General features: G+C 68.2%; 24 protein-coding genes, 1 tRNA gene and 1 pseudogene. 10 read left to right on the top strand and 16 right to left on the bottom strand.

The features are described 5' to 3' along the window. Positions 1–20: 20 nt before the first annotated feature. Positions 21–587: a flavin reductase family protein gene (locus tag FA582_RS09115; RefSeq protein WP_010148374.1), complete on the bottom strand. Its 567-nt coding sequence runs from the start codon at positions 585–587 to the stop codon at positions 21–23. A 141-nt stretch (positions 588–728) separates the two neighbouring features. Here FA582_RS09115 and FA582_RS09110 point away from each other — a divergent pair, with 141 nt between their 5' ends. Then, positions 729–1,382 (top strand): GntR family transcriptional regulator, encoded by a 654-nt coding sequence (locus FA582_RS09110; RefSeq protein WP_010148373.1) that lies wholly within the window; start codon positions 729–731, stop codon positions 1,380–1,382. Between the two features lie 239 nt (positions 1,383–1,621). Here FA582_RS09110 and FA582_RS09105 read toward each other — a convergent pair whose 3' ends face one another. Together FA582_RS09105 and FA582_RS09100 are read right to left on the bottom strand one after the other, a co-directional pair. Beyond that, a complete protein-coding gene (locus FA582_RS09105) occupies positions 1,622–2,332 on the bottom strand; it encodes a TetR/AcrR family transcriptional regulator (RefSeq protein ID WP_029541387.1) in 711 nt (236 codons plus the stop codon). 72 nt (positions 2,333–2,404) lie between these two features. Continuing rightward, the gene (locus FA582_RS09100) at positions 2,405–2,677 is read right to left on the bottom strand and encodes a DUF4235 domain-containing protein (RefSeq protein ID WP_010148371.1); all 273 of its coding nucleotides are present in this window, start codon (positions 2,675–2,677) and stop codon (positions 2,405–2,407) included. Positions 2,678–2,908: 231 nt separating this feature from the next. Here FA582_RS09100 and FA582_RS17155 point away from each other — a divergent pair, with 231 nt between their 5' ends. The 4 genes from FA582_RS17155 to FA582_RS09085 are packed head-to-tail and all read left to right on the top strand — an operon-like array spanning position 2,909 to position 5,001. Beyond that, complete coding sequence (locus tag FA582_RS17155) at positions 2,909–3,199, top strand: hypothetical protein (protein WP_010148370.1); 291 nt, start codon at positions 2,909–2,911, stop codon at positions 3,197–3,199. Beyond that, a complete protein-coding gene (locus FA582_RS17150) occupies positions 3,192–3,602 on the top strand; it encodes a phage holin family protein (RefSeq protein ID WP_010148369.1) in 411 nt (136 codons plus the stop codon). The genes FA582_RS17155 and FA582_RS17150 overlap by 8 nt, the downstream gene beginning before the upstream one ends. Continuing rightward, the gene (locus tag FA582_RS09090; protein ID WP_010148368.1) at positions 3,599–3,928 is read left to right on the top strand and encodes a DUF3618 domain-containing protein; all 330 of its coding nucleotides are present in this window, start codon (positions 3,599–3,601) and stop codon (positions 3,926–3,928) included. Before FA582_RS17150 ends, FA582_RS09090 begins: the two co-directional genes overlap by 4 nt. Further along, entirely contained in the window at positions 3,925–5,001 is a 1,077-nt protein-coding gene (locus FA582_RS09085) for a YihY/virulence factor BrkB family protein (protein WP_033229179.1), read from the top strand. The genes FA582_RS09090 and FA582_RS09085 overlap by 4 nt, the downstream gene beginning before the upstream one ends. A 97-nt stretch (positions 5,002–5,098) precedes the next feature. Here FA582_RS09085 and FA582_RS09080 read toward each other — a convergent pair whose 3' ends face one another. Beyond that, positions 5,099–5,914, bottom strand: a complete 816-nt coding sequence (locus tag FA582_RS09080; protein ID WP_010148366.1) for a PRC and DUF2382 domain-containing protein — start codon at positions 5,912–5,914, stop codon at positions 5,099–5,101. A gap of 471 nt (positions 5,915–6,385) precedes the next feature. Between FA582_RS09080 and FA582_RS09075 the strand changes: the two genes are divergently transcribed. Further along, the gene (locus tag FA582_RS09075) at positions 6,386–8,374 is read left to right on the top strand and encodes a catalase (RefSeq protein WP_010148364.1); all 1,989 of its coding nucleotides are present in this window, start codon (positions 6,386–6,388) and stop codon (positions 8,372–8,374) included. Positions 8,375–8,429: 55 nt separating this feature from the next. After that, positions 8,430–9,290, top strand: a complete 861-nt coding sequence (locus tag FA582_RS09070) for an SDR family oxidoreductase (protein ID WP_010148363.1) — start codon at positions 8,430–8,432, stop codon at positions 9,288–9,290. A gap of 370 nt (positions 9,291–9,660) precedes the next feature. On the opposite strand, the gene FA582_RS09065 is transcribed toward FA582_RS09070, so the two are convergent. Further along, positions 9,661–10,905: a glucose-1-phosphate adenylyltransferase family protein gene (locus FA582_RS09065; RefSeq protein WP_158640868.1), complete on the bottom strand. Its 1,245-nt coding sequence runs from the start codon at positions 10,903–10,905 to the stop codon at positions 9,661–9,663. A gap of 406 nt (positions 10,906–11,311) precedes the next feature. Between FA582_RS09065 and FA582_RS09060 the strand changes: the two genes are divergently transcribed. Continuing rightward, entirely contained in the window at positions 11,312–11,986 is a 675-nt protein-coding gene (locus FA582_RS09060) for a hypothetical protein (protein ID WP_158640867.1), read from the top strand. 184 nt (positions 11,987–12,170) lie between these two features. Then, positions 12,171–13,359 (top strand): annotated as a pseudogene (locus tag FA582_RS09055) (IS3 family transposase). A gap of 309 nt (positions 13,360–13,668) precedes the next feature. On the opposite strand, the gene FA582_RS09050 reads toward FA582_RS09055, so the two are convergent. From FA582_RS09050 to FA582_RS09025, 6 genes are all read right to left on the bottom strand, one after another. After that, positions 13,669–14,613 carry an amino acid ABC transporter permease gene (locus tag FA582_RS09050; RefSeq protein WP_010146537.1) on the bottom strand — a complete coding sequence of 315 codons (945 nt, stop codon included), beginning with the start codon at positions 14,611–14,613 and terminating at the stop codon, positions 13,669–13,671. Beyond that, on the bottom strand, positions 14,610–15,293 hold the full coding sequence (locus tag FA582_RS09045; protein WP_010146538.1) for an amino acid ABC transporter permease: 684 nt from the start codon (positions 15,291–15,293) through the stop codon (positions 14,610–14,612). Before FA582_RS09045 ends, FA582_RS09050 begins: the two co-directional genes overlap by 4 nt. Before the next feature lie 74 nt (positions 15,294–15,367). Then, on the bottom strand, positions 15,368–16,246 hold the full coding sequence (locus FA582_RS09040; RefSeq protein WP_010146539.1) for a glutamate ABC transporter substrate-binding protein: 879 nt from the start codon (positions 16,244–16,246) through the stop codon (positions 15,368–15,370). Between the two features lie 23 nt (positions 16,247–16,269). Next, positions 16,270–17,043 carry an amino acid ABC transporter ATP-binding protein gene (locus FA582_RS09035; protein ID WP_010146540.1) on the bottom strand — a complete coding sequence of 258 codons (774 nt, stop codon included), beginning with the start codon at positions 17,041–17,043 and terminating at the stop codon, positions 16,270–16,272. A 134-nt stretch (positions 17,044–17,177) separates the two neighbouring features. Continuing rightward, positions 17,178–17,251: transfer RNA gene (locus FA582_RS09030), tRNA-Ile, on the bottom strand. A gap of 82 nt (positions 17,252–17,333) precedes the next feature. Continuing rightward, positions 17,334–17,753: a CBS domain-containing protein gene (locus tag FA582_RS09025; RefSeq protein ID WP_010146541.1), complete on the bottom strand. Its 420-nt coding sequence runs from the start codon at positions 17,751–17,753 to the stop codon at positions 17,334–17,336. Between the two features lie 218 nt (positions 17,754–17,971). Between FA582_RS09025 and FA582_RS09020 the strand changes: the two genes are divergently transcribed. Continuing rightward, positions 17,972–18,475 carry a DUF3145 domain-containing protein gene (locus FA582_RS09020; RefSeq protein WP_029540402.1) on the top strand — a complete coding sequence of 168 codons (504 nt, stop codon included), beginning with the start codon at positions 17,972–17,974 and terminating at the stop codon, positions 18,473–18,475. Between the two features lie 47 nt (positions 18,476–18,522). On the opposite strand, the gene FA582_RS09015 is transcribed toward FA582_RS09020, so the two are convergent. From FA582_RS09015 to FA582_RS08995, 5 genes are all read right to left on the bottom strand, one after another. Beyond that, the gene (locus tag FA582_RS09015) at positions 18,523–19,641 is read right to left on the bottom strand and encodes a glycosyltransferase (protein WP_147899792.1); all 1,119 of its coding nucleotides are present in this window, start codon (positions 19,639–19,641) and stop codon (positions 18,523–18,525) included. Between the two features lie 65 nt (positions 19,642–19,706). Continuing rightward, positions 19,707–20,966: a beta-ketoacyl-ACP synthase II gene (fabF, locus tag FA582_RS09010; protein WP_010146544.1), complete on the bottom strand. Its 1,260-nt coding sequence runs from the start codon at positions 20,964–20,966 to the stop codon at positions 19,707–19,709. Between the two features lie 117 nt (positions 20,967–21,083). Beyond that, the gene (locus FA582_RS09005) at positions 21,084–21,332 is read right to left on the bottom strand and encodes an acyl carrier protein (RefSeq protein WP_010146545.1); all 249 of its coding nucleotides are present in this window, start codon (positions 21,330–21,332) and stop codon (positions 21,084–21,086) included. A gap of 84 nt (positions 21,333–21,416) precedes the next feature. Continuing rightward, positions 21,417–22,448: a beta-ketoacyl-ACP synthase III gene (locus tag FA582_RS09000; RefSeq protein WP_010146546.1), complete on the bottom strand. Its 1,032-nt coding sequence runs from the start codon at positions 22,446–22,448 to the stop codon at positions 21,417–21,419. 67 nt (positions 22,449–22,515) lie between these two features. After that, positions 22,516–23,445, bottom strand: a complete 930-nt coding sequence (locus FA582_RS08995; RefSeq protein ID WP_147899791.1) for an ACP S-malonyltransferase — start codon at positions 23,443–23,445, stop codon at positions 22,516–22,518. Positions 23,446–23,461: the final 16 nt, after the last annotated feature.

Raw genomic sequence — 23,461 nt, 5'->3', positions numbered from 1 at the left:
TCGGTCACGGTCGTGTAGTGTTAGTAGCCCAGTCGCGCCAGCGGCCTGATGCGCGGGATGTCGAGCTTGCCCTCAGGTGTGACGACCTCGTCCTTGACGTGGATGCGCTCGACCCGACCGAAGACGATGTCGATGGAACCGACAGGTGAGTTGCCCGGAAGGCGGTGCGTGGAGAGGTAGCGGACCTCGAAGTGGCAGGGGCTGTCGGCGACCATCGGTGCGGGGGCCAGGTCGGCGTTGGCCCGCCGGACCCCGGCGCGCTCGAACTCACTCTCACCGGCCGGCAGTGCCATCGCGCTGATGTTCACCGCCTCCCGCAGGTCCCACGTGGCCATGTTCCAGACGAACCAGCCGGTCTCCTCGGCGTTGACAACAGTGTCCTTGCGGCGGCCGTCGGGGTACTGGTTCGCTGAGAACATCACCATTGGGGGGTCGAACGTGAGGTTCTGCCACTGGCTGTAGGGCGCGAGGTTCTCGGCGCCGTCGCTGCTGATCGTCGAGAGCCAGCCGATCGGACGCGGGACCGTGCAGCTCTTGAACGGGGAGTAGGGCAGGGGGCTCTTCTCGCGGGTGGGGTCGTACTTCATCGTCTCTCCAGCCGGTTGTGGACGGGGCATCGCCCCGTAGGATGACCGGTATACAACCAACATATTGGCTGCTTGGTAAGAGGTCGTTGCAGATTCGATGTCCTGCCGTCCTACACTGCGGCACGAGGCGAGAGGAGTCAGATGGGCAGCGGCGCCAAAGCAGAAGAGGCCTACAGTGCCCTGGAAGAGCTGATCGTCTTCCAGCGACTTGAGCCCGGCTCCCTCGTGTCCGAGGCGCAGCTCACCGAGCTCACCGGCCTGGGCCGCACCCCTATCCGAGAGGCTCTGCAGCGGCTGGCACGGCACCGCATGGTCCACATCTACCCCAACCGGGGTGTGCTAATCCCGGCCACGTCGGTCGAGGAACAACTTCGTCTGCTCGAGCTACGGCTCAGCCTGGAAGAGCTGGCGGTGCGCCTCGCCTGCGAACGCGCAACCGAATCGGATCGCCGCCCCATGGAGCAGATGGCCTCCAAGCTCGACCGCAACAACTTCACCATGGACGAGTACGCCGGGACCGTGCGGGACACCCACGGCCTGATAGTGCGCGCGGCTCACAACGACTACCTGGCGGATGCGATCGCACCCTTGCAAGGGCTCTCCAGGCGCTTCTGGTTCGCCCACGTCCAAGACATAGAAGTTGAGATCCACGCCGGCGCCCGTCTGCACCGTGCAATCTTGACCGCGATCCTCAGGAAGGACGTTGAGTCCGCCGAGGAAGCTGTCAAGAACCTCAACACGTACCTCGTTGAGTTCGCCTACGCAACGATTCGACTCAGAAGTACCGAGGTCTGATCACTCCGCCCGCAGGTACCGCTTGCTGGTGCTTCGGAAAGTCCATCGAAGCACCGTCATAACGAATCGGGCTGTAGTGAGCGCATCTCTCTGCTTCAAGGAGACGGGTTCGGTTTCCGACCACGCCTCCCTGAACTCTGCCCTGACTATGCAGCGCGTGCACTGCCTCGCGCTCACCGCGCAGGGCTGGACTCCCACTTCAGAGGTCTCATGAATTCTTGCGCGAGTAGGCAAGCTTGCTAGTGGGAGACTGTACTTTCGATCCGGTTGAGCAGGGTTTCCAGACCGATCTCGAACTCGGCGTCGCTGTGGTCTTGGCTGAGGTGTGCCCGCATGCGTTGTACGTGGGGGGCGGTCTCAGCCAGGTTCGATTCGGGTGTGTCCTGTTCGGGGATCTGGGCGCTTCCTTCGTTCATCGGTTCTTCGACGGCGCTGACGTTCTCCACGCGGGTGGAGACCTCGAGCAGCAATGACCCGACGAGAAAGCTGGTGAAGGCTTTGTAGGTGTCGACGGCTTGGTCGTCGGTGAACCCTTGAGCGGCGAGCGTGGCCAAGAGGTGCTCGACGATCTGGATGTCACGCAGTGGTGGCCGCAGCCACGGTGTTGCAGGGTGGCGGGACACGATGAGCGGGAACGCGGCTGGGTTCTCCATGGCGACACTTCGCACTTCGTGGGCCACGTGCTGCAGGTACTGCTGCCAGCTGCTGGTCTCGGCTGCTTCCACACGCTGGAGGAGTCCGTCCAGGAGGTGGGACACCACAGCTTCCAGGAGGTCTTCACGGCCAGAGACGTACCGGTACAGCGCCATCGCCTCCACGCCGAGGTCACGGCCCAGACTGCGCATGGTCATCTGCTCCACGCCATCGGCCTCGATGCTGGAGAGGGCCGCTTCTACGATGCGTTCGCGGTCCAGACGACGTCGCGGAGGGCTGTCACTGGGGGGATTCATGACGGGCTTCCCATGCCCCCAGCCTCTCATAACGCGTTGCACCTGGACCGGCGCCGGTCTCGGCCGGACGGATCAGCTGGCCACCGATGCGGGCAGGTGTCCCTTGCGCTTGGTGTAGACCTGGGTGGACTTGCGGTTGATGATGACCCTCACCAGTTGCACGATCGCTCCGGAGACGACCGCGAAGGCGACGGCCTCGCCCCAGTTGACCTCAGGGTCCTCAGGGTTGCTGGGGGAACTACTACCGGTGACGAACTTCCACAAGCCCTCGGTCACATTCTTGGCGATCACACCGCCGCCGATCGCGGCTCCGGTCGTCGCCAGGCTCCAGATCTTGTCGCTCATGCTGCTCACCTGTGTTCTCTCCGTGTGGGTCGGTCTGGGGCACGGACTCTCGACCGAGGGCATCGAGGGGCTGGCCCAGTAGCTTGCACACTTAGGGTCGGGGACCGTACGTTTACACTGTAATCGCGCGCAGGCATCTCAGCAACGCCCCGGCTGGTACTCCTCGTTGAGGCCCGCCGGACAGGTGCTGGGAGCCTACGCATCCGTTGACACAAGAAGGAGTGAGCCGCGATGAGCAAGATCATGATGGCTGCCGCGTTCGGGGCCGGGTACGTCCTGGGCGCCAAGGCCGGTCGGGAGCGCTATGACCAGCTGCGCGCCAAGGCGCAGGAGCTGTGGTCCAACCCCAAGGTGCAGGAGCAGGCCGGCAAGGTGCAGGAGCGAGCGGGCCAGGTGCAGGAGCAGGCCAAGGGCCGGTTGTCGAAAGGCAAGAGCGGTGCAGGCGCGGACGGAACCGACCCGTGGGCCGCCAGCCCGGACCGCGGCCTCGCGGGCGAGGACCCGGAGGACGTTCGTGGCTGAGCGGTTCAGGCCCGACGCCGAGCACGCGAGCACGGGCGAGCTGATCGCCCGGATGAGCGAGCAGACGAGCACGCTGATCCGGGACGAGATGCGCCTGGCGCAGGCCGAGCTGAGTGTGAAGGCGAAGACCGCAGGCGTGGGGATCGGCATGTTCGGTGCCGGTGGCCTGCTCGCGTTCTTCGGCATCGCCAGCCTCATCACCACGGCGATCCTCGCCCTCGCTCTGGTGCTGCCAGGGTGGGCGGCGGCGGGGATCGTGACACTACTGCTGTTCGTCGCTGCGGCAGTGGTGTCGCTGCTGGGCAAGAAGCGGGTCGATGAGGCCACCCCGGCCAAGCCCGAGCGCACGATGGACAACGTGAAGCAGGATCTCGCCGAGGTCAAGGAGGCAGCCCAGTCATGAGCACCCCACCGAACGACAGTCATGGCACCCAAGCCGAGCAGGACGACACCAGTCAGGGCCCCGAGCAGATCGAGGCCGACATCGCCAGACATCGGCAGGAGCTGGGTAACACCGTTGATGAGTTGACCGAGCGGCTGGACGTGAAGAAGCAGGCCCAGCTCAAGGTCGAGTCGGTCAAGACACGAGCCAGCACCGGGCTGCACGAGGCCAGGGCCCGGTTGCAGAGCGATGACCACCGAGACGTGCTGAGCGTGCTGGCACCAGTTTCGGGTGCCGTCGCTGCGGTGGTGCTGATCATCGGTGTCGTCCGGTGGGCCCGTCGATGAGCCGGACCGCCGACCGCGCGGCGACGCAGGCTGATGCTCCGGACCCGGAACGCGAGGACAAGCCGGACTCGCCCGCCGAGATGACGGGGCCGGCGTGGAGATACACCGCCGGGAAGGCGATCCGGGAGTTCCTGGACGACCAGTGCACTGACCTCGCCGCGGCGCTGACCTACTACGCGGTGCTGGCCATCTTCCCGGCGCTCATCGCGATCTTCTCGCTGCTGGGGCTGGTCGGGCAGAGCCAGCAGGTCGTCAACACGGTGATGCCGCTGCTCAGTGGCGTGCTGGGTGAGTCCGGCGCCTCGACCTTGGAGCCTGTGGTGCAGTCGCTGGCCACCTCTCCGGGTGCCGGGCTGGCGCTGGTCATCGGTCTGGCGACCGCGCTGTGGTCGGCCTCCGGCTATGTCACTGCCTTCAGCCGCGCGATGAACACGGTCTACGAGATCGAGGAGGGGCGACCGGTCTGGAAGCTGCGCCCGGTCATGCTGCTCATCACCCTGGTCATGGTCGTCATGGTGGTGCTGGTGGCGCTCATGCTGGTCCTGTCCGGTCCGGTCGCGACGGCGGTCGGCGAGGCCGTCGGTCTGGGATCCACCGTGGTCACCGTATGGCGCATCGCCAAGTGGCCGGTCGTTCTCGTGCTGGTCATGCTCATTGTGGCGATGCTGTACTACACCACGCCCAACGTGAAGCAGCCGAAGTTCCGGTGGCTGAGCATCGGTGCGGCCTTCGCGATCCTCGTCTGGGTCCTCATCTCGGTGGCCTTCGGCTTCTACATCGCCAACTTCTCCAGCTACGGCGCGACCTACGGGTCCTTCGCCGGCGTGATCATCTTCCTGCTCTACCTGTGGATCACCAACCTCGCGCTGCTCCTGGGCGCCGAGGTCGACGCCGAGCTGGAGCGGTCTCGCCAGCTCATCGCCGGCATCGAGGCGGAGGAGGACATCAAGCTGCCCCCGCGTGATGATACGAAGATCGTCGCGGGCGCGGAGAAAGAACAGGCCGACCAGGAGAAGGGTCGGGCCCTGCGTCGCAGCTCCGGGGACACCACCGACCCCGGCGAGGCGCCCTGACCCACCACCGCTCGACCCCCACAGCCGGGGGTATGAACCACAAGGGCTGCCCCCACCAGCGATGGCGGGGGCAGCCCTTGTCATGGTGCTGAGGTTCTCACCGACCGTCGCGGTGATCCTGGCCCGGCCCGTCCTGCGGCAGGTCAGTGTCGATCTGCTCCTTGCGGACCTCCTCCGTGACCTGACGGTCCTCGGTCACGGTTTCGGTGTCCAGCCGTACCTTCTCCACCGGCACGGTCTCCTTGTCCACCACGACCCGGTCCTCGCTCAGCGTGATCTCCTGCTCGTCCTCACCCAGCTCACCCTCACCCATCGAGGCCTGGTCACCCTCGGTGACCGGCTCTCGCTCGATGCGCACCTCTTCACGCTGCACCGGCACCGTGGTGGTCACGTTCTCGGTGACCACGTACTTGCGCAAGCGGGCCTTGCCCGTCGCGACCCGCTCCGTGCCGACCTGCACCTGCTCCTCGGAACGGATCATGTCGGCACCCTCCTGGCTCGGACGGTCCCCACCCTCGCGGCCCTCACGAATCTGCCCGTTGGTCTCCCTGCCGCGCGCGTCCTCATCAGCGTCGCGTCCTGGGGCCTGGGCAGCGAGGCCGTTGACGTCGTAGTACGCGAACAGCTCACGCTCTTCCTCGGGAGTGATGCTGCCATCGGCCTCGACCCGGGGGGCGTTCTTAACCATGTCCGCGTTGTACGGCACCCGCACCTGCCCATCCTGCACCGACGCGCCATGCAACGGGACGAAGGACTCCGACGTTCCGAAGAGCCCAGTCTTGACCGTCACCCACGTGGGTTCCCCGCTGGTGTCGTCGAGGTACACCTGACCGACCTTGCCGACCTTCTCGCCATTCTGGTCCACCACCACGCCCTCGTTCTGTAGGGACTGGATCTGATCCTGACTCGTCATGACTGACACCTCTCGCTCTGAAACGGGCGCCCAACGCGACCCGAGATTACGTCGTAAACGTAGACCGGGACCCCCCGCCTCGCAACCCAGCCAGGACGCACCTGGCCTCGTGTCGTATGCGCGGGGCGTCGGGCAGGTCGCTCCATGGGGTGGGCGGGCTGCTCGCCGCGACGTGCGCCCGAGCAGGTCCTAGCGTGGAAGTTCCGGCGGCTCCTCCGACGGATCCCGAACCAACCTTGTGGAGAGACGATGGCCACCAAGAAGTTGCCCGCGACGCCGACCGACCAGGAGCGCCCTGCCCGCGAGAGAGGTGGTCCGCACCTGCCGGGATACCCCCAGGCCCCGGCACCTCCGCGGCCGCCGACCCCCACCAACGCCGGTGCCGCGGCGGACAACCCGGTCCACACCGACCGCACAGAACCGGGGGCAGCGGGCGAACTTCACCAGTTGCCGGGAGACGGCAGACCCGTCATGACCGACTCCCAGGGCCACCCGCTCTCCGATGACCAGAACTCCCTCAAGGTCGGCGAGCGTGGGCCAGTTCTGCTCGAGGACCACGTCCTGCGTGACAAGCTCTTCCACTTCGACCATGAGCGCATCCCCGAGCGCGTCGTCCATGCCCGCGGCTATGGCGCGCATGGGACGTTCACCGCCACCGAGGACATCTCCGACCTGACCCGTGCCTCGGTCTTCAGCAAGGGCAAGGAGACGCCGCTCTTCGTCCGGTTCTCCACCGTCGCGGGGAATCTTGGCTCCTTCGACGTCCCCAGAGACGTGCGCGGCTTTGCGGTGAAGTTCTACACCGACGAGGGCAACTGGGACCTGGTCGGCAACAACATGCCGGTCTTCTTTATCCAGGACGCGATGAAGTTTCCCGACCTCGTCCATGCCGTCAAGGAGGAGCAGGACCGCGGTTGGCCGCAGGCGGCATCCGCCCACGACACCTTCTGGGACTTCGTCTCCCTCATGCCGGAGTCGACCCACATGCTCATGTGGCTCATGTCCGACCGGGCGATCCCGAGGTCCTTCCGTTTCATGCAGGGCTTCGGCGTGCACACCTACCGCTTCGTCGACGCCGAAGGGGCGAGCGCCTTCGTCAAGTTCCACTGGATACCCAAGCAGGGCCTGCAATCGGTGGTCTGGAACGAGGCCGTCAAGATCAACGGTTCCGACCCCGACTACCACCGCCGTGACCTGTGGAACGCGATTCAATCCGGCGACTACCCCGAATGGGATCTAGCGGTGCAGGTCTTCGACGACGAGTTCGCCGACTCCTTCGAGTTCGACGTCCTCGACCCGACCAAGATCATCCCTGAGGAGCAAGTGCCGCTGCGCTTCATCGGCACCATGCAACTGAACCGGGTCGTCGATAACGTCTTCGCCGAGACCGAGCAGGTCGCCTTCATGACGCAGAACATCGTGCCCGGCATCGACTTCTCCAACGACCCGCTGCTGCAGGGCCGCAGCTTCTCCTACCTCGACACCCAGCTCAAGCGCCTGGGCTCGACCAACTTCAGCGAGCTTCCGGTCAACGCCCCGCGCTGCCCGGTCATGCATTTCCAGCGTGACGGTCACATGCAGATGGGTCGGCAGGCGGGGCGGGCCAACTACGAGCCCAACTCCTTCACCGGCGCCGCCGGTGGGCCCCGGGCCGACCGGCAGGCCGGCTTCCGGACAGTGGAGCCTCCGGAAGCGGGTGACACCCGCCGCATCCGCGCCGAGTCGTTCGCCGACCACTACAGCCAGGCGGGACTGTTCTACCGCTCCCAGAGCACTCCCGAGCAGGAGCACATCCGGATGGCCTACGTCTTCGAGCTCTCCAAGGTCGAGATCCCGGCCATCCGCGAGAGGATGGTCGCCAACCTGCGCAACGCCGACGAGGACCTGGCTGCGGCTGTCGCCGACGGGCTCGGGATCGACCTGCCCGAGGCCACCGAACCGGCTGTGCCCCCGCGGCATGACCTACCGCCCTCGCCTGCGCTCTCGATGACGTCTCGCGCCCCGAAGTCGTTCGCCGGCCGCAAGCTCGGCGTGCTCGTCTCCGACGACACCGACCCCGACTTGCTCGGGGCCGTCACCGGTGCGGTCGAAGGAGTCGGCGGCACTGTCGAGACGATCGGACTGCGGGTCGGAGGCGTGCGGCTGAAGGGCAAGCGTTCCAGGACCCCCGTCGACCACAAGATCGACGGCGCCCCCTCAGTCCTGTTCGACGCGGTGGCACTGCTCGCCGCGGGCGAGTGCGCGACCGAGCTGTCGCGCCACCCAGCAGTCAAGGACTTCGTGTCCGACGCGTTCTCGCACTACAAGCACATCGGGTATGTCGAGGGCGCGCAGCCGCTGCTGTCGGTCGCCGGCGTCGCCGGGAAGCTCGACCAGGCGTGTCACGACCTCGGCTCGGTCGAGCCCGAGGCCTTCGTAGCGGCTCTGGCCAGCCTGCGTCGCTGGGAGCGTGACGTCTGAGTCGGCCACCCGCGAAACCGCCGACCTACCTCATACCCCTTTCGAAGGAGACACCATGACCACACCCGAGCTGGCCGACATCCCGGGCCAGGAACAACAGTGGCCAGGGACCGTTGCCGACCTGAAGCCCGTACCCGACCACGGCGAGGACTCCTGGATCGGGCGCGACCGATTGCCCGGCAAGCGCGTGCTGCTCACCGGAGGCGACTCCGGCATCGGCCGCGCCGTCGCGCTGGCCTTCGCGAAGGAAGGCGCGACGCTCGCGATCGCTCACCTGCCTGAGGAGGTCGAGGACGCCGCCCGGACCAAGGTGCTCGTCGAGAAGGCCGGGGGCACCGCCCATCTCTTCCCTGGTGATCTGCGCACCTACGAAGCCAACAAGAGACTCGCGACCGACGCCGTCGAGGCTCTGGGCGGGCTGGAGGTGCTGGTGGCCAACGCGGCCTACCAGATGACCCACGACACGCTTGAGGAGTTCCCACCCGAACAGATTGAGCGGACTTTTGCCACCAACGTGTTCTCACCGTTCTGGCTGGTCCACGAGTTGGCCAAGGAACTCGCGGACGGCGGTTCGATCATCATCACCACTTCGGTGCAGGCCTACTCTCCGTCCGACCACCTGCTCGACTACGCCGCGACCAAGGCCGCCCTCAACAACTTGGTTGTCAACCTTGCAGCCGAACTCGGCCCCCGGGGCACCCGGGTCAATGCCGTCGCACCCGGCCCGATTTGGACACCACTCATCCCCTCGACCATGTCATCCGAAATGGTCGAGGGATTCGGCTCCGACACCCCCCTGGGCAGGGCCGGGAACCCCGTCGAGGTCGCTGCGGCGTACGTCTTCCTGGCCTCGGACGAAGCCAGCTACGTCTCCGGCACGGTACTGGGCGTGACCGGTGGTAAGCCAGTCTTCTGATCCCTGACCGTGGAATCGGCAGAAACGACCCCGGCGCGGCGCATTTCCGGTGCAACGCGCACTGCCTATGCCGCTGTAAGCGATGGCGCCATGATCGAGCTGCGACCCCAGCAGCAGTAGACGTGGACGAAGAGATCTGAGAAGCCGTGACGGTCATCTGGATGCAGGAGAACCGGACCCGAGGCCGCCTGACGAAGGGCCACCCACCACCACCCTTCGCTGAGGTGTCACCTCCTGTCTCACAACATGGACCCTGCCCCACCGGTTCACGCCCGCGGCGCGGATCGTGAGCGAGCGAGGCGCAGACCGGGTGCCCCTCTCCACACAATTTAGACATGTTCACCGGGGTGCGCCCGAACGTTCTGGGGCGTCAGGTGGTGCTGCCGGGCTCCAGTCGGGCGCCTTGGGCGATGCTGGTGCCGCGGCGCACGCGGCTGTCCTGGCCGACGAGGGTGATGGCCTCGTCGGTGAGCCGGGTGCCCGCGGGCGCGGCACCGACGGTGGCCTCGCGGCCGACGTGGACGCCGCGGTCGAGGATGCTCGTCCGCACCCGGGCGCCGGTCTCGACGACGACGTCGTCGAGCAGCACGCTGTCCTCGACGACCGCGCCGGGCTGCACCGTCACACCTCGCCCGAGCACGGATCGGACCACCCGACCGCGCACGCGCGAGCCCGGCCCGATCATCGCCTCGACGAGCTCGCCGCCCTCACCGACCCAGCCGGGCGGGCCGGGGAGGGTCTGGCCGAGGATGGGCCGCGTCGGGTGGTCGAAGACGTCGACCTTGCCCGTGAGCAGGTCGCGGTGGGCCTGGAGGTAGGCCTGGGGTCGCCCGACGTCCTTCCAGTAGCCGCTCATCGGGGTGGCGTGGACCCGCCCGCGGCGGACCAGCGAGGGCAGGAGGTGGTCGCCGAAGTCGCCGAGGCCGGTGTCGTCATCGTCGTCCGCGGTGGCCTGGAGCCCGGCGCGCAGCTGCTCGAGCTGGGCCAGCAGGGTCGGCGGGTGGTAGAGGAAGATCTCGGTGGCGACGGTGCCCGACTCCGTGGAGGACGGCTTGGCGCGCACCGCGCTCACCAGTCCCGCGTCGTCGTGCTCGACCACCACCTTGTGCACCGCCTCCTGCACCCCGATCTCGGCGGTGACGACCGTGCACTCCGCCTCGCGGTCGAGGTGGGCGGCGACGACCGGGCGGAGGTCGAGGTTGAAGATGTGGTCGGCCGACATGACGATCAGCACGTGCGGGTCGGCGATCCTGATCGCCTCGCGCATCCGGAAGAGACCGTCGGCGTTGCCGTGGCTGAAGCCGTCCTCGTGGGCCGTCCCCGACCCCTCCTCGGGGGTGAGACGGCGGAATCCGCCGCGGGTCCGGTCGAGGTCCCACGGGCGGCCGCCCGCGAGGTAGCCGTCGAGGGAGCTGGACTGGAACTGTACGGAGACCCAGACGTCGCTCACCCCGGCAGCCGCCAGGACCGAGAGCGGGAAGTCCACGAGCGCGTGGCTCGCGGCGAAGGGGAGGGCGGGTTTGGCCCGCTCCCGGGTCAGGACGTCCATCCGGCTGCCCTGACCACCGGCCTGCACGACGGCGAGGGTCCGGAGGTCCGCGGGGATGAGGCTCACGGCACTCACGCTAGCCCCTGTCCCGGTGGCGCGCCCGGTGTGTCGACCACGACCTTCGTTTCGATCTGCAGGGGCCCTTGGCCCTTCGCCGGCTCCTCGCCGTAGGGCACGGTTCGCGGCCTCAACGCAGGGTGGGGGAGCAGTCGCGAGCACATTTGTGCCACTGCGAGCGCCGACATACGCTCTCATGCTTACGGTGTAATCACGAGTGGCGATCCAATGGATGATCAAGCGAGAGCAGAGGTGGGTCTGGGTGGTCTGGGATGCTCTACCTCGGGTGAGCCGAGGGGACCGCCCTCGGCTCGCGGTCAGTACCGTGGTTAACGGTGAGCACGGGGCTCTCTTGGGACAGGTCGAGGGACTATCGGTCAACGTTTGGCGCCCGGACATCCATGCGCCTGTCGCGGTGAGCGACCGCGAACTCAACCGGAACAAGCTCCCGATCCGATCAGACCGATGGGAGACGATCATCATTCAGGGGCATGAGAGTCGACGGACACCACGGGTCGCGTTCGTGTCAACGGTCACGCGCGCCATCGATGCGGCCATCGACGCTGGTGCCGAGGTCATCGTGCACCTCGACGTGCGATGCCTGCCTGGACACCGCTTGTTGAGGACGTTTGCAGAGCACGCGATGAACGCACCCTCGCCGGGACCAGTGGTGTGGCACGCCGGCTCGTCCGTACAGCTGCACGCTCCCGACGGCATCCTGCACCCGGTGTCCGGCGGGCTGGGAGACATCGTTGCGGATGGACGGATACGGGAGGACCCCGGACCGACCTCGGGCCCTGACGAACCGTGGGCTGAGTGCTTCGCTGTCCGAGCGCGCGACTGGGCGACGCTGCGAGATACATGGACCCACCCCGAGACGTCGTCGGCGTCGCTCTCCTCTCACCCCGAAGGCCAGTTTCCGGTGCCGTCGTTGGTGGACGCGGCCACCGCTGTCGGTGGCTCGGTGGTCCAGATTCCAGGCGGTCCGCACCTCTACCGGCAGCATCCGAACGTCGCCACCGCACGCTACGCGCCGGGAGTGATGGTGATCGACGAGGGCGGACAGCGCCTACGAGCCAGAGCGAGCTGAGAGATCCGAGCGAGGATGGGTTCTGCTCAGGCGCGACCGAGGACCGGCCAGGTAGCCGCGGTGCCGCATCTCATCCCCTCCAGACAGATGCGTGATCCTCGACGAACTCCCGGAGGGTGGGACTGCCCCGAGTTTGGTTGACACCTGACCTGTGAGGATCTGTCCTTGCTGGAAGGATGTGCCCGTGGCAAAGCCCTATCCCAAAGAGTTCCGCGATGACGTCGTGGCCGTGGCCCGCAAGGGCCACGCACCGCTGTCACAGGTCGCGAAGGACTTCGGCATCTCCGAAGGCTCGTTGACGAACTGGATGCAGAAGGCCGACATCGAGGACGGTCACCGTCCTGGTCTGAGCGAGGCTGATCGTGTCGAGTTGCGTGAGGCGAAGAAGCGGATCCGGCTGCTTGAGCAGGAGAACGAGGTCCTGCGCAGGGCTGCTGCGTACCTGTCTCAGGCGAACTTGCCGGGAAAATAGTCTTCCCGCTCGTCCGTGAGATGGCCGCGGCCGGTGCCCAGATCAGGGTGCCGGTCGCGGTGGCGTGCAGGGTCCTCAAGCTGTCCACCCAGGGCTACTACAAGTGGCTCCAAGAGCCCGTGTCCCAGCGGGACTGGGACGACGCCCACCTCATCGACGTCCTCTACGAGGCACGTGGCGACGACGCGACCTTGGGCTACCGGTTCCTCACCGACGAGCTGGACACCGAGTACGGCATCACCGTCGGGGAGAACCGTGTCCTGCGGCTGTGCCGCATCGCGGGGATCACCGCCAGCCACCACAAGAAGCGCTCCAAGGCCGGCACTGCCGGACCACCGCCGCACGACGACCTCCTCGCCGTCGTCGACGAGCACGGAGTGATCCGGCACGAGTTCAAGGCCGACGCGCCGAACAAGGTGTGGCTCTGGGACATCTCCGAACATCCCACCAAGGAGGGCAAGCTCGACATCTGCGCGATCAAGGACGTGTTCTCCAACAAGATCGTCGGCTACTCCATCGACATACGGATGGAAGGCAGCCTCGCGCGGGCGGCGATGCACAACGCGATCGGACTGCGCAGCCCAGTCGCGACGATCTGTCACTCGGACAGAGGCGGCCGATTTCGAGCCAAGCGCACCCAGCGACTGCTCGCCAACAACGCTCTGGTCGGCTCCATGGGCCGCTCCTACGGGGCCGGGGACAACGCCAGCATGGAGAGCTTCTTCAGCCTGCTGCAGAAGAACGTCCTCGACACCGCCGATGGGATAAGCGCGAGAACCTCCGTCTGGCGATCGTCACCTGGATCGAGACCAAGTACAACCGTCGCCGTCGACAACGCGGCCTCGGCAAGCTCACGCCCGTCGAGTTTGAGATGATCTACACGACCGCACGAGCGGCCTGACTAACCCAAACCCCGAGTGTCAACCAGACCGAGGGAAGTCCCATAGCTGGTCAGACCGTATATACGCAGGTCAGGGCCAGTGACCTCGGGTGTGCGTGTTACTGGTTCGAGTCCAGTCGGGGGAGCACGACAAGCGTCGGCACGACGCGAAGAACCCCCGGGGCCACGGCTGCGGGGGATCTTTCGTGCCGCGGACCGTCCCGACGGTGACCCGTGCCGTCGACACTCCCGCGCACAGCGGCTGAGGTACGCACGTGCGTACCTCAGCCGCTGTGGACCGCGCGTGGCGCGGGACGGCCAGACTGACCGCTAGGGGTTGCCGGATCCGACCTGCGACCGGAGGGCCACGCCTTCGGCGCGCTGCCCGGCCAGCTGCTCCTCCTGGGTGGGTTCGCCGCCACGGGGCGTGCCACGCCGCTTGCGCCGCTGGCGGCCCTCGATCCACTCCGCGAGCTTGGTGATCGCGTAGTTGATGAGGATGAAGATGATGGCGACGACGAGGTAGGCGACCAGGGTGTTGGCGTTGGCCGAGCCGAACTGGCGCGTCTTACTGAGCAGCTCGGGGTAGGTGATGATGTAACCGAGGGCGGAGTCCTTGGTGATGACGACGATCTGGCTCACCAGCGCGGGCAGCATCGAGGTCAACGCCTGCGGCACGAGGATCGACCGGCGCACCTGTGCGGAGTTCAGGCCGATGGACAGCCCCGCCTCTCGCTGTCCGCTGGGCAGCGAACCCACACCGTTGCGCACGATCTCGCAGATGACCGAGCCGTTGTAGAGCACGAGGGCGAACACCACGGCGATGAAGGTGGCGTTGGCGCCGGTCAGCCCGAGGGAGTCCACGAGGCGGACCAGCGTGGGGTTCTTCACGAGCATCTGCCAGGTGAAGATCATCATGATGAGCACCGGCACGGACCGGAAGAACTCGACGAAGATCCCGCTGGCCCAGCGCACCGGGCGGATGTCGGACATCCGGAGCATGGCCAGAGCGATCCCGATCACCATCGAGAGCACCACGGCGACCGCGGCCGCCTGCAAGGTCGCGATGAGGCCGGGGAGGAGGTAGAACGTCCAGGTGGAGCCCTCCAGGAACGGCGTCCACTTGGCGGCCTCGAACTGCCCCATGGTGGCCATCCGCCTCACGCCCAGCCCCAGCAGGGCCAGGATGAGCAGCGAGCCGACGACGCCGTAGATCAGGTGTCGGGCCCGGGCCCTCGGCCCGGGGATGTCGAAGAGGACCTGCTGCGCGCTCATCGCTTCACCGCCAGCTTCGCGGAGAGCCAGCTCGTGCCGAGCCCGATGGGGAGGGTGAGGATGACGAAGCCGACAGCGACGATGAGGAAGATGAGGATGCCGGCATCGGGACGGAACTCGATCATGTTGCGCATCTGGTAGGCGATCTCACGGTTGCCGATGGCCACGGCCACGGTGGTGTTCTTGATGAGGGCGATGAGCACGTTGCCGATGGGGGTGATGCCGCCACGGAAGGCCTGGGGCAGGATCACCTCGCGCAGGCTCTGGCCGAAGCCCAGCCCGATGGAGCGGGCCGCCTCGCTCTGGCCCACCGGGATGGTGTTGACGCCCGAGCGGATGGCCTCGCAGATGAAGGCGGCGTGGTAGACCGTGAGCCCGAGCACGGCGAGCCAGAAGTTGTTCTCGATGAGGAAGTTGGGGTTGCCCTCGCTCTCGGAGAACTCGATGCCCAGCTGCAGCCACAGGCCGAGGTTGGCGAAGAGGATGATGAGGGTCAGCGGTGTGTTGCGCAGCAGCGTGACGTAGCTCGCGCCGAACCAGTTCAGCACCTGGACGGGGGCGAGCCGCAGGATCGCCACGATCGTGCCGAGGATCAGGGCCAGCACGAAGGACACGGCCGCGAGCCGGATGTTGAGCCAGAACGCACCGATGACGTCGAATTGCTCGATCAGCTCAAGCACGGTGGGCTACTCCCTCCAGGGTGAGGCTGCGCCGGGGCCCGTGGGCACCGGCGCAGCGAGACAGGTCGAGCGGCTCAGGCGCAGTGGCCACCGATCTCGGCCGGCGGGTTGAGGTCGGCGTTGGGGGTGTAGTCCGCGGCGCCGAGGTTGTCCTCGATGATCTGCTCCATGGTGCCGTCGTCCCACAGGCCCTGGAGGATCTCGTTGATCTCCTCGCACTGGTCGGAGTCCTGGTTGAGGCCGACACCGTAGTTCTCCTCGGAGAAGGTGTTGCCGACCACCTTGAACTGACCGGCGTACTGCTCCTGCGCGGCGAAGCCCGCGAGGATGGTGTCGTCGGTCGTAAGGGCACCGATACGGCCGGAGGCCATCGCCTCCATGCACTCGGAGTAGCTGCCGTACTCCTGCAGCGCGACGCCGTACTCCTCGTTGACACGGGCGGCCGAGGTCGACCCGGTCACCGAGCACAGGATGGCGTCGCCCATGGAGTCCGGGCCGGCGATGTCGCTGTCGACCGGCACGAGGAGGTCCTGGCCGGCGACGAAGTACGGACCGGCGAACTGGACGCGCTCCTTGCGCTCGTCGGTGATCGAGTAGGTCGCGAAGATCATGTCGACCTGGTCGGACTCGAGCAGGTCCTCACGGGCGCTGGAGATCGACTCCTTCCACTCGATCTGGTCCTCGGTGTAGCCGAGTCCCTCGGCGACCGCCTTGGCGACGTCAACGTCCATACCGGTCGGCTCGCCCCCGTCGTTGAGGCCCAGGCCGGGCTGGTCGAACTTGATGCCGATGGTCAGGCTCTCGCCGTCGGTGCCGCCCTCGGCGGCGCTCTCGTCGCTGGACTCGCCACCGGCACCGGCGTCGGCCTCTCCACCGTCGTCCCCGCCACAGGCGGCGAGGGTCATGGCGGTGGCGGCCGCGAGCGCGGCGATCCTGAAGGTGGTGGAACGCATGAGATCTCCTTTGTCGTTGCTGGTCAGTGGGTCAGAAGCTTGCCGAGGAAGTCCTTGGCACGGTCGGACTGGGGGTTGGTGAAGAACTCCTCGGGGGTGTTCTCCTCGACGATCGCGCCGTCGGACATGAACACCACCCGGTCGGCGGCCTTGCGGGCGAAGCCCATCTCGTGGGTGACGACGATCATCGTCATCCCACTCTTGGCCAGGCTGGTCATGACGTCGAGGACCTCGTTGATCATCTCCGGGTCGAGCGCCGAGGTGGGCTCGTCGAAGAGCATGACGGTCGGGTCCATCGCCAGAGAGCGGGCGATCGCGACGCGCTGCTGCTGGCCGCCGGAGAGCTGGGCGGGGTACTTCTCCGCCTGGTGGTCGACGCCGACCCGCTTGAGCAGCTCCATCGCCTTGGCCTTGGCCTCGGCCGCCTTCTTCTTACGCACCTTGATGGGGCCCAGGGTGACGTTCTCGAGGATCGTCTTGTGGCTGAAGAGGTTGAAGCTCTGGAAGACCATGCCGACATCGGCCCGCAGCGTGGCGAGCGCCTTGCCCTCGCTGGGCAGCTCGTCGTCGTGGATGGTGATGGTGCCGGACTCGTAGGACTCCAGCCGGTTGATGGTGCGGCACAAGGTCGACTTCCCGGACCCGGAGGGTCCGATGACGACGACGACCTCGCCCTCGTGGACGGTGAGGTTGATGTCCTTGAGGACGTGCAGGTCGCCGAAGTGCTTGTTGACGTCCTTGAGCACGACCAGGGGTGCGCCCAGCCCGGTGCCGGGCGACTCACGGGTGTCGGTCATGTCGCGCACCCTATTCGGGTATGTCGTCGCCGAGCAGCAACTCGCCGCGGTTGTCACCGCATTGTGACCTTGGGGACTGGCCGGGGGAGGCGGGGAGCGCAGGGTGACCGGGACCCCGGTACCCCGTGCACGAGTGGGCCAGGTGGGGCTTGAACCCACGACCGACGGATTATGAGTCCGCTGCTCTGACCGGCTGAGCTACTGGCCCTCGACGGCCGAGTGTAGTGAGCGCGCGGCAGGACACCGGACCCAGGGCGGGTGGGCCGCGCAGCACTGACCGGGTGAGTGCGTCACTGACGCAGGTAGGACTCCAGGTGGTCGCGCTCGGCCTCGAGGGCGTCGAGCCGGGCCTTGACGACGTCACCGATGGAGACGATGCCCTGGAGCTTGCCGTCCACCACGACGGGTAGGTGGCGGAAGCGCCCCTGGGTCATCGTGGTGGCGAGGTGGGTGAGGTCGTCCTCCATCGTGCAGGTCTGCACCGCGGTCGTCATGAGCTCACGGAGCGCAGAGTCGCTGCCGGCCCCGGCCCGGAGGTGGTGGACGACGTCCCGCTCGGAGACGATGCCGGCGACGTCGTCCCCGTCGAGGACGACGACGGCGCCGATCTTCTGGTCGTCGAGCGTCTCGAGCAGCTCGGCGAGCGTGGCCGTGGCAGGCAGGGTCGTGACCGTGCTGCCCTTCTTCTTGATGAGGTCGGCGACGCGCATGGCGTGAAACTAGCAGAACGGGTGACGCGGCGTCACCCATCCGGTTGTGACCAGAGAGGCGGGGGAGACGGGACACGTTTGCTGGTGCACTTGCTCCCTGCGGGACAAGAGAGCACAATGTGACCCAGCACGCGGTATACCCGTGGGTCTCCCAGGTTGGTCGAGGTCGTTGGGGAAGACGTCCCTCACCACACAGGAGGCCTCGGATGTCCGCTGTCATGCCACGAGTCATGACTCGCGGGGTGGTGTTCATTCACTCCACCCCGACTGCGCTGTGCCCGCACATCGCCTGGGCCCTCGAGGGCGTCCTCGACACCCGGGTGGCGCTGGACTGGGTCGGTCAGCCGGCCGAGCCCGGCACCATGCGCACCGAGTTCGCCTGGACCGGCGAGGCCGGCACGGGTGCCACGATCGCCAGCGCCATGCGCGGCTGGGACGGCCTGCGTTACGAGGTCGTCGAGGAAGCCAGCCGCGGGAGCGACGGTGTCCGCTGGACCCACACGCCCGGTCTCGGGCTGCATACCGCACGCCTGTCCGCCAACGGCGACGTCGTCGTCAACGAGGACCGGCTGCGGCACATCATGGAGTCGGCCGCCGGCTCGGTCGCGACGCTGACCGCCGAGCTGGACCGCGCCATGGGCGCCGCCTGGGACACCGAGCTCGAGGTCTACCGCCACGCCGGCGAGGGCGCCCCTGCCACCTGGTTGCACAAGGTCGGCTGAGGCCACGGCCCGGCGGTCACCTGTGAGACCGATGGGCCCGAGGCTCCTCAGCGCCCGTGCACCCGCTCGACGACCCCCTCGTGCACGTCCAGCATGCGTCGGGCGCTCACCGGCCAGTTGAAGGCCTCGGCCGCTGCCCGTGCTCGCGCGCGGGCGGAGCGCCGGGCCAGGATCTCCTCTACGCCGTCGGCGAAGGCGGTCGGGGTCGAGGGCGCGACCACACCGCCCTCCCCGACGACCTCCTGCAGCGCTCCCTCGTCGCAGCAGACGACGGGTATGCCGCACGCCAGGAGCTCCAGCGCCGCCAGCCCGAAGGTCTCCAGCGGCCCGGGGGAGATCGCCACGTCCGCGCGGCCGAGCTCGACGGCGAGCTCACGCCGGTCGGTGACGTAGGAGTGGAAGGTCACCGGGAGGTTCTGCGCCCTCCGGACGAGCTCCTCCAGCATCGGCCCGGCACCGAAGACGGTGAGCTGCACGTCGTGCCCGCGCCGGACCAGCTCGCGCACCGTCTCGATGGACAGCGCCGGGTTCTTCTCCGGTGAGAGCCGGCTGCAGTGCGCGATCCGGACCGGTCCGCCGTCGGCACCAGGGGCCGGGCCGTCGGCCAGGTCGCGGGTGGGCACGAAGGTCTCCAGGTCCACGCCCAGCGGCACCACGTGGGCCTCGATGCCGTTGCGGTGGAACTCCTGCGCGGCGAACCGGCTCGGGCAGACGATCGCGTCGTAGTCGACGGCGCTGCGCCGGTTGATGACGTCGGCCGCCCAGTGCGAGGGCCGCTCGGGGACCGGGGTGCGCCGCACCATGATGCCCGTCATATTCTCGTGGCTGATCATCACCGAGCCCACCTGTCGGCGGGCCGCCCAGCGCCCCATCCACCGGGTCGTCGAGCGGTCCGAGACCTCGATGACGTCCGGTGCGATGGCGTCCATGAGCCGCGACATCCCGACCCGGCTCCACATGAGTGAGTAGCCGGTGCCCGGCACCGGCGTCGCCTGCACGCGGTAGACCAGTCCCTGGCTCTCCTCGGAGATCTCCGGACCCGGCCCGGGGATGATGAGCGAGGCCCGGTGCCCGGCCTCCTGGTAGTGCTCACCCCAGTGCCGCAGCGCCGTCTTGATGCCGCCGGAGGTGGGGCTGACGAAGTTGGCGACCCGCAGGATGTGCATGAGGTGGCGAGCCTAACCCGGGTGCCGGGGTCCGTCGGTGAGGACGCGCCCCGGCACCGCTGGGCTCAGGACGCCGAGGTGAAGGTCAGGGCGACGTTGACCCCGCCGAAGCCGAAGGCGTTGTTGACCGCCGCGACCTGACCGTCGGGCAGCGCCCGCGGGGCACCGGTGACGACGTTGAGGTCGATCTCCGGGTCCTGGTCCTGCAGGTTGATGGTCGCGGGCACCTGCCGGTGGTGCAGGGCCAGCACCGTGAGCAGCGCCTCGAGCGCCCCGGCGGCGCCGAGCAGGTGGCCGGTCATCGACTTGGTGGCGGTCACCGCGATGTTGCCGGTATGCGCTCCGAAGGCCCGGTGGATCGCGCGGGTCTCCGCGACGTCACCGACCGGGGTCGAGGTGGCGTGGGCGTTGATGTGGGCGATGTCGGTGGTGGTCAGCCCCGCGTCGGAGATGGCCTCTTCCATCGCGCGGGCCGCGCCCGCGCCCTCGGGCTCACCGGCGGTGATGTGGTAGGCGTCGGAGGACATGCCGACCCCGTCGAGGTAGGCGTAGATCCGGGCGCCGCGGGCCAGGGCGTGCTCCTCCGCCTCGAGCACCATGACGCCGGCGCCCTCGCCCATGACGAAGCCGTCGCGGGCGACGTCGTAGGGCCGGGAGGCGCCTTGCGGGTCGTCGTTGCGGTCCGAGAGGGCGGTCATCGCGGCGAAGGCGGCGATGCAGACGGGGTGGATGGCGGCCTCGGTGCCCCCGGCGACCATCATGTCGGCACGCCCGGTGCGGATCATGTTGAGCGCCAGCCCCATACCCTCCGCGCCTGACGCGCAGGCGCTGACCGGGCAGTGGGCGCCGGCCCGGGCCGTGAGGTCGAGGGAGACCGCGGCCGCCGGCCCGTTGGGCATGAGCATCGGCACGGTGAGGGGGAAGACCCGGCGGGGGCCCTTCTCTTTGAGGGTGTCCCACTGGCTGAGCAACGTGTGGACGCCACCGATGCCCGAGCCGATGGCGACGCCGAGGCGCTCCGGCTCGACCTCGGGAGCCCCCGCGTCGGCCCAGGCCTCGCGGGCGGCGATGAGGGCGTACTGGCCGGAGGGGTCGTTGCGCCGCACCTCGACCTTCTTGAGCACCTCGAGGGGGTCGGTGTGGAGGGAGGCGGCGAAGGTCACCGGCAGCTCATGCTCGGCGACCCAGTCCTGCTCGAGGGTGCGCACGCCGCTGCGCCCGGCCATGATCGCCTCCCACGTGTCCGGCGCGGTGCCGCCGACGGGGGTGGTCGCCCCCAGGCCGGTGACGACGACGCGGCGGGAGGTCTGGGTGGTCTCGGTCATGGGTGGCGGCCTCCTGGTTCAGGGACGTGCGGGATCAGGTCGACGGCAGCAGGGTATGCCGTCGGGGCTGGCCCGGCCCGGTGCGTCCCGCGAGGCGGGGCACCGGGCCGGAGCGGGTCAGCCCTGGTTGGTGGCGATGTAGGACACCGCGTCCTTGACGTGGGTGAGGTTCTTGACCTCGTCGTCGGGGATGCGGACGCCGAACTTGTCCTCCGCGTTGACGACGATCGTCATCATCGACAGGGAGTCGATGTCGAGGTCCTCGGTGAAGGACTTGTCCATCTGGACCTCCTCGGCCTCCAGACCCGTCTCCTCGTTGACGATCTCGGCGAGACCCGCGAGGATCTCCTGCTCGCTCAGTGCCATGGTGCGTTCTCTCCTAGCGTGGACAACAGTGGTCGACCCGGAACGTGCTCAACCCGCCGGGCCACGGGAGACATGGTGCCCCAGTCAGGGCATCTCGACGACCTGGGCGGCATACACCAGCCCGGCGCCGAAGCCGATCTGCAGCGCGAGACCGCCGCTGCCCACCTCACCCTCGTCGAGCATCCGGCTCATCGCGAGCGGGACCGACGCGGCCGAGGTGTTGCCGGTCTCGGCGATGTCGCGCGCGACGGCGACGTCCTCGGGCAGGTCCAGGGCCTTGACCATGGCGTCGGTGATCCGCATGTTGGCCTGGTGCGGCACGAAGGCGGCCAGGTCGGAGGGGGTGATCCCGGCGGCCTCGACCGCGCGTCGGGCGACGGGAGCCATCGAGAAGACAGCCCACCGGAAGACGGTCTGCCCTTGCATGGTGAAGGAGGGCCACTCCAGCGCGGTGGTGCGGGAGGCGTCCTCCATCGCCGGGCGCAGGTCGGTCCAGGCCTCGCGCTGGGTGATGGCGTCGGCCCGTTCTCCGAGGCTGCCCCAGATCGTCGGGCCGATGCCGGGCCGGTCGGAGACGCCGACGACCGCGGCGCCGGCGCCGTCGCCGAAGATGAAGGCCGACCCGCGGTCGTGCTTGTCGGTGAAGTCCGACAGCTTCTCGACCCCGACGACGAGCACGGTGTCGGCGCTGCCCGCGCGGACCATGTCGTTCGCCTGGGCGATGCCGTAGCAGTAGCCGGCGCACGCGGCCGAGATGTCGTAGGCGGCCGGGTCCTCCACGCCCAGGCGGTGGGCCAGGACCGGCGCTGCGGCGGGCGTCTGGAAGGGGTAGGTGACGGTGGCCACGATGATGGCGTCGACCTGCCCCGGCTCCAGCCCGGCACGCTCCAGCGCCTGCCGGGAGGCGGCCTCGGCCATGTCGATGACGGTCTCGTCCTCACGGGCGAAACGCCGGGTCACGATGCCGGAGCGCTGCTGGATCCACTCGTCGCTGGAGTCGATGAACTGGCAGATCTCCTCGTTGCTGACCACGCGCTCGGGTCGGTAGCCACCCAGGCCCAGGATGCGGGCGTGGCGCAGCGTGGTCGGTGCCGAGAGGGCGGGATGCGTGCTCACGGGCGGGCCTCCTGAGGATGGGTGGGTGGGATGACAGGCGGGGAGTCGATGCTGCGCCGCTCGCGGCTCAGCGGCTCCCGTGCTCGCGCACCATGCGCGCCGCCGCCTCGAGGTCGTCGGGGGACTTGAGCGCGAGCGTCTCGACGCCGCGCATGCCCCGCTTGGCCAGACCCACGAGCGTGCCGGCCGGGGGGATCTCGATGAGGCCGGTGACGCCCATGGCGACGAAGGCCTCCATGGTGAGGTCCCAGCGCACGGGGCCGGCGACCTGCGCGATGAGCCGGCGCAGCACCTCGCCGCCGTCGGCAACGACCTGCCCGTCGGCGTTGGACAGCAGCGGCACGCGCGGGTCCTGGGGGCGCAGCGACTCCGCGTGCCGGGTGAGCCGGTCGACGGCGGGCTGCATGTGCTGGGTGTGGAAGGCGCCGGCGACCGGCAGCGGGATGACCCGCGCGCGGGTCGGGGCGTCCTCCGCGAGGGCCGAGAGCTGCTCCAGCGTCCCGGCGGCCACGACCTGGCCAGCGCCGTTCATGTTGGCCGGCGTGAGTCCGTGCCGCTCCAGGGCGACGGCGACCTCGGTGGCGTCGCCGCCCACGACGGCCGACATCCCCGTCGGGGTGAGCGCGGCGGCCTCGGCCATGCCCAGACCCCGCTCCCGGACGAAGCTCACGGCGTCGTCCGCGGCGAGCACTCCGGCGATGGCGGCGGCAGTGATCTCGCCGACCGAGTGACCGGCCGTCGCGGAGACGTGCTGCGGCACGGCGTCGTGCTCGAGCAGCAGCGGGAGGATGGCCAGACCGGCGCTGACGATGAGCGGCTGCGCGACGGCGGTGTCCTTGATGGTCTCCGCGTCGGAGGTGGTGCCGTGCGTGACGAGGTCGAGGGAAGCGGCTGCGGCCATGGCCTCGAGGCGTTCCCGCACGCTCGGCTCCTCGAGCCAGGGAGCGAGGAAGCCGGGGGTCTGGGAGCCCTGTCCGGGCGCGACGATGACGAGCACCCCCCTACTGTGCCGG

Source organism: Serinicoccus profundi, assembly GCF_008001015.1.
Lineage (GTDB): Bacteria > Actinomycetota > Actinomycetes > Actinomycetales > Dermatophilaceae > Ornithinicoccus > Ornithinicoccus profundi.
This window is presented reverse-complemented; position numbering and strand designations above follow the sequence as displayed.

What these genes read in the sequence shown, in the direction of transcription:
- FA582_RS09115 (WP_010148374.1), bottom strand. Translation starts at nt 587, where the DNA reads ATGAAGTACGACCCCACCCGCGAGAAGAGCCCCCTGCCCTACTCCCCG.
- FA582_RS09110 (WP_010148373.1), top strand. Translation starts at nt 729, where the DNA reads ATGGGCAGCGGCGCCAAAGCAGAAGAGGCCTACAGTGCCCTGGAAGAG.
- FA582_RS09105 (WP_029541387.1), bottom strand. Translation starts at nt 2,332, where the DNA reads ATGAATCCCCCCAGTGACAGCCCTCCGCGACGTCGTCTGGACCGCGAA.
- FA582_RS09100 (WP_010148371.1), bottom strand. Translation starts at nt 2,677, where the DNA reads ATGAGCGACAAGATCTGGAGCCTGGCGACGACCGGAGCCGCGATCGGC.
- FA582_RS17155 (WP_010148370.1), top strand. Translation starts at nt 2,909, where the DNA reads ATGAGCAAGATCATGATGGCTGCCGCGTTCGGGGCCGGGTACGTCCTG.
- FA582_RS09090 (WP_010148368.1), top strand. Translation starts at nt 3,599, where the DNA reads ATGAGCACCCCACCGAACGACAGTCATGGCACCCAAGCCGAGCAGGAC.
- FA582_RS09085 (WP_033229179.1), top strand. Translation starts at nt 3,925, where the DNA reads ATGAGCCGGACCGCCGACCGCGCGGCGACGCAGGCTGATGCTCCGGAC.
- FA582_RS09080 (WP_010148366.1), bottom strand. Translation starts at nt 5,914, where the DNA reads ATGACGAGTCAGGATCAGATCCAGTCCCTACAGAACGAGGGCGTGGTG.
- FA582_RS09075 (WP_010148364.1), top strand. Translation starts at nt 6,386, where the DNA reads ATGACCGACTCCCAGGGCCACCCGCTCTCCGATGACCAGAACTCCCTC.
- FA582_RS09070 (WP_010148363.1), top strand. Translation starts at nt 8,430, where the DNA reads ATGACCACACCCGAGCTGGCCGACATCCCGGGCCAGGAACAACAGTGG.
- FA582_RS09050 (WP_010146537.1), bottom strand. Translation starts at nt 14,613, where the DNA reads ATGAGCGCGCAGCAGGTCCTCTTCGACATCCCCGGGCCGAGGGCCCGG.
- FA582_RS09040 (WP_010146539.1), bottom strand. Translation starts at nt 16,246, where the DNA reads ATGCGTTCCACCACCTTCAGGATCGCCGCGCTCGCGGCCGCCACCGCC.
- FA582_RS09035 (WP_010146540.1), bottom strand. Translation starts at nt 17,043, where the DNA reads ATGACCGACACCCGTGAGTCGCCCGGCACCGGGCTGGGCGCACCCCTG.
- FA582_RS09025 (WP_010146541.1), bottom strand. Translation starts at nt 17,753, where the DNA reads ATGCGCGTCGCCGACCTCATCAAGAAGAAGGGCAGCACGGTCACGACC.
- FA582_RS09020 (WP_029540402.1), top strand. Translation starts at nt 17,972, where the DNA reads ATGCCACGAGTCATGACTCGCGGGGTGGTGTTCATTCACTCCACCCCG.
- FA582_RS09015 (WP_147899792.1), bottom strand. Translation starts at nt 19,641, where the DNA reads ATGCACATCCTGCGGGTCGCCAACTTCGTCAGCCCCACCTCCGGCGGC.
- fabF (WP_010146544.1), bottom strand. Translation starts at nt 20,966, where the DNA reads ATGACCGAGACCACCCAGACCTCCCGCCGCGTCGTCGTCACCGGCCTG.
- FA582_RS09005 (WP_010146545.1), bottom strand. Translation starts at nt 21,332, where the DNA reads ATGGCACTGAGCGAGCAGGAGATCCTCGCGGGTCTCGCCGAGATCGTC.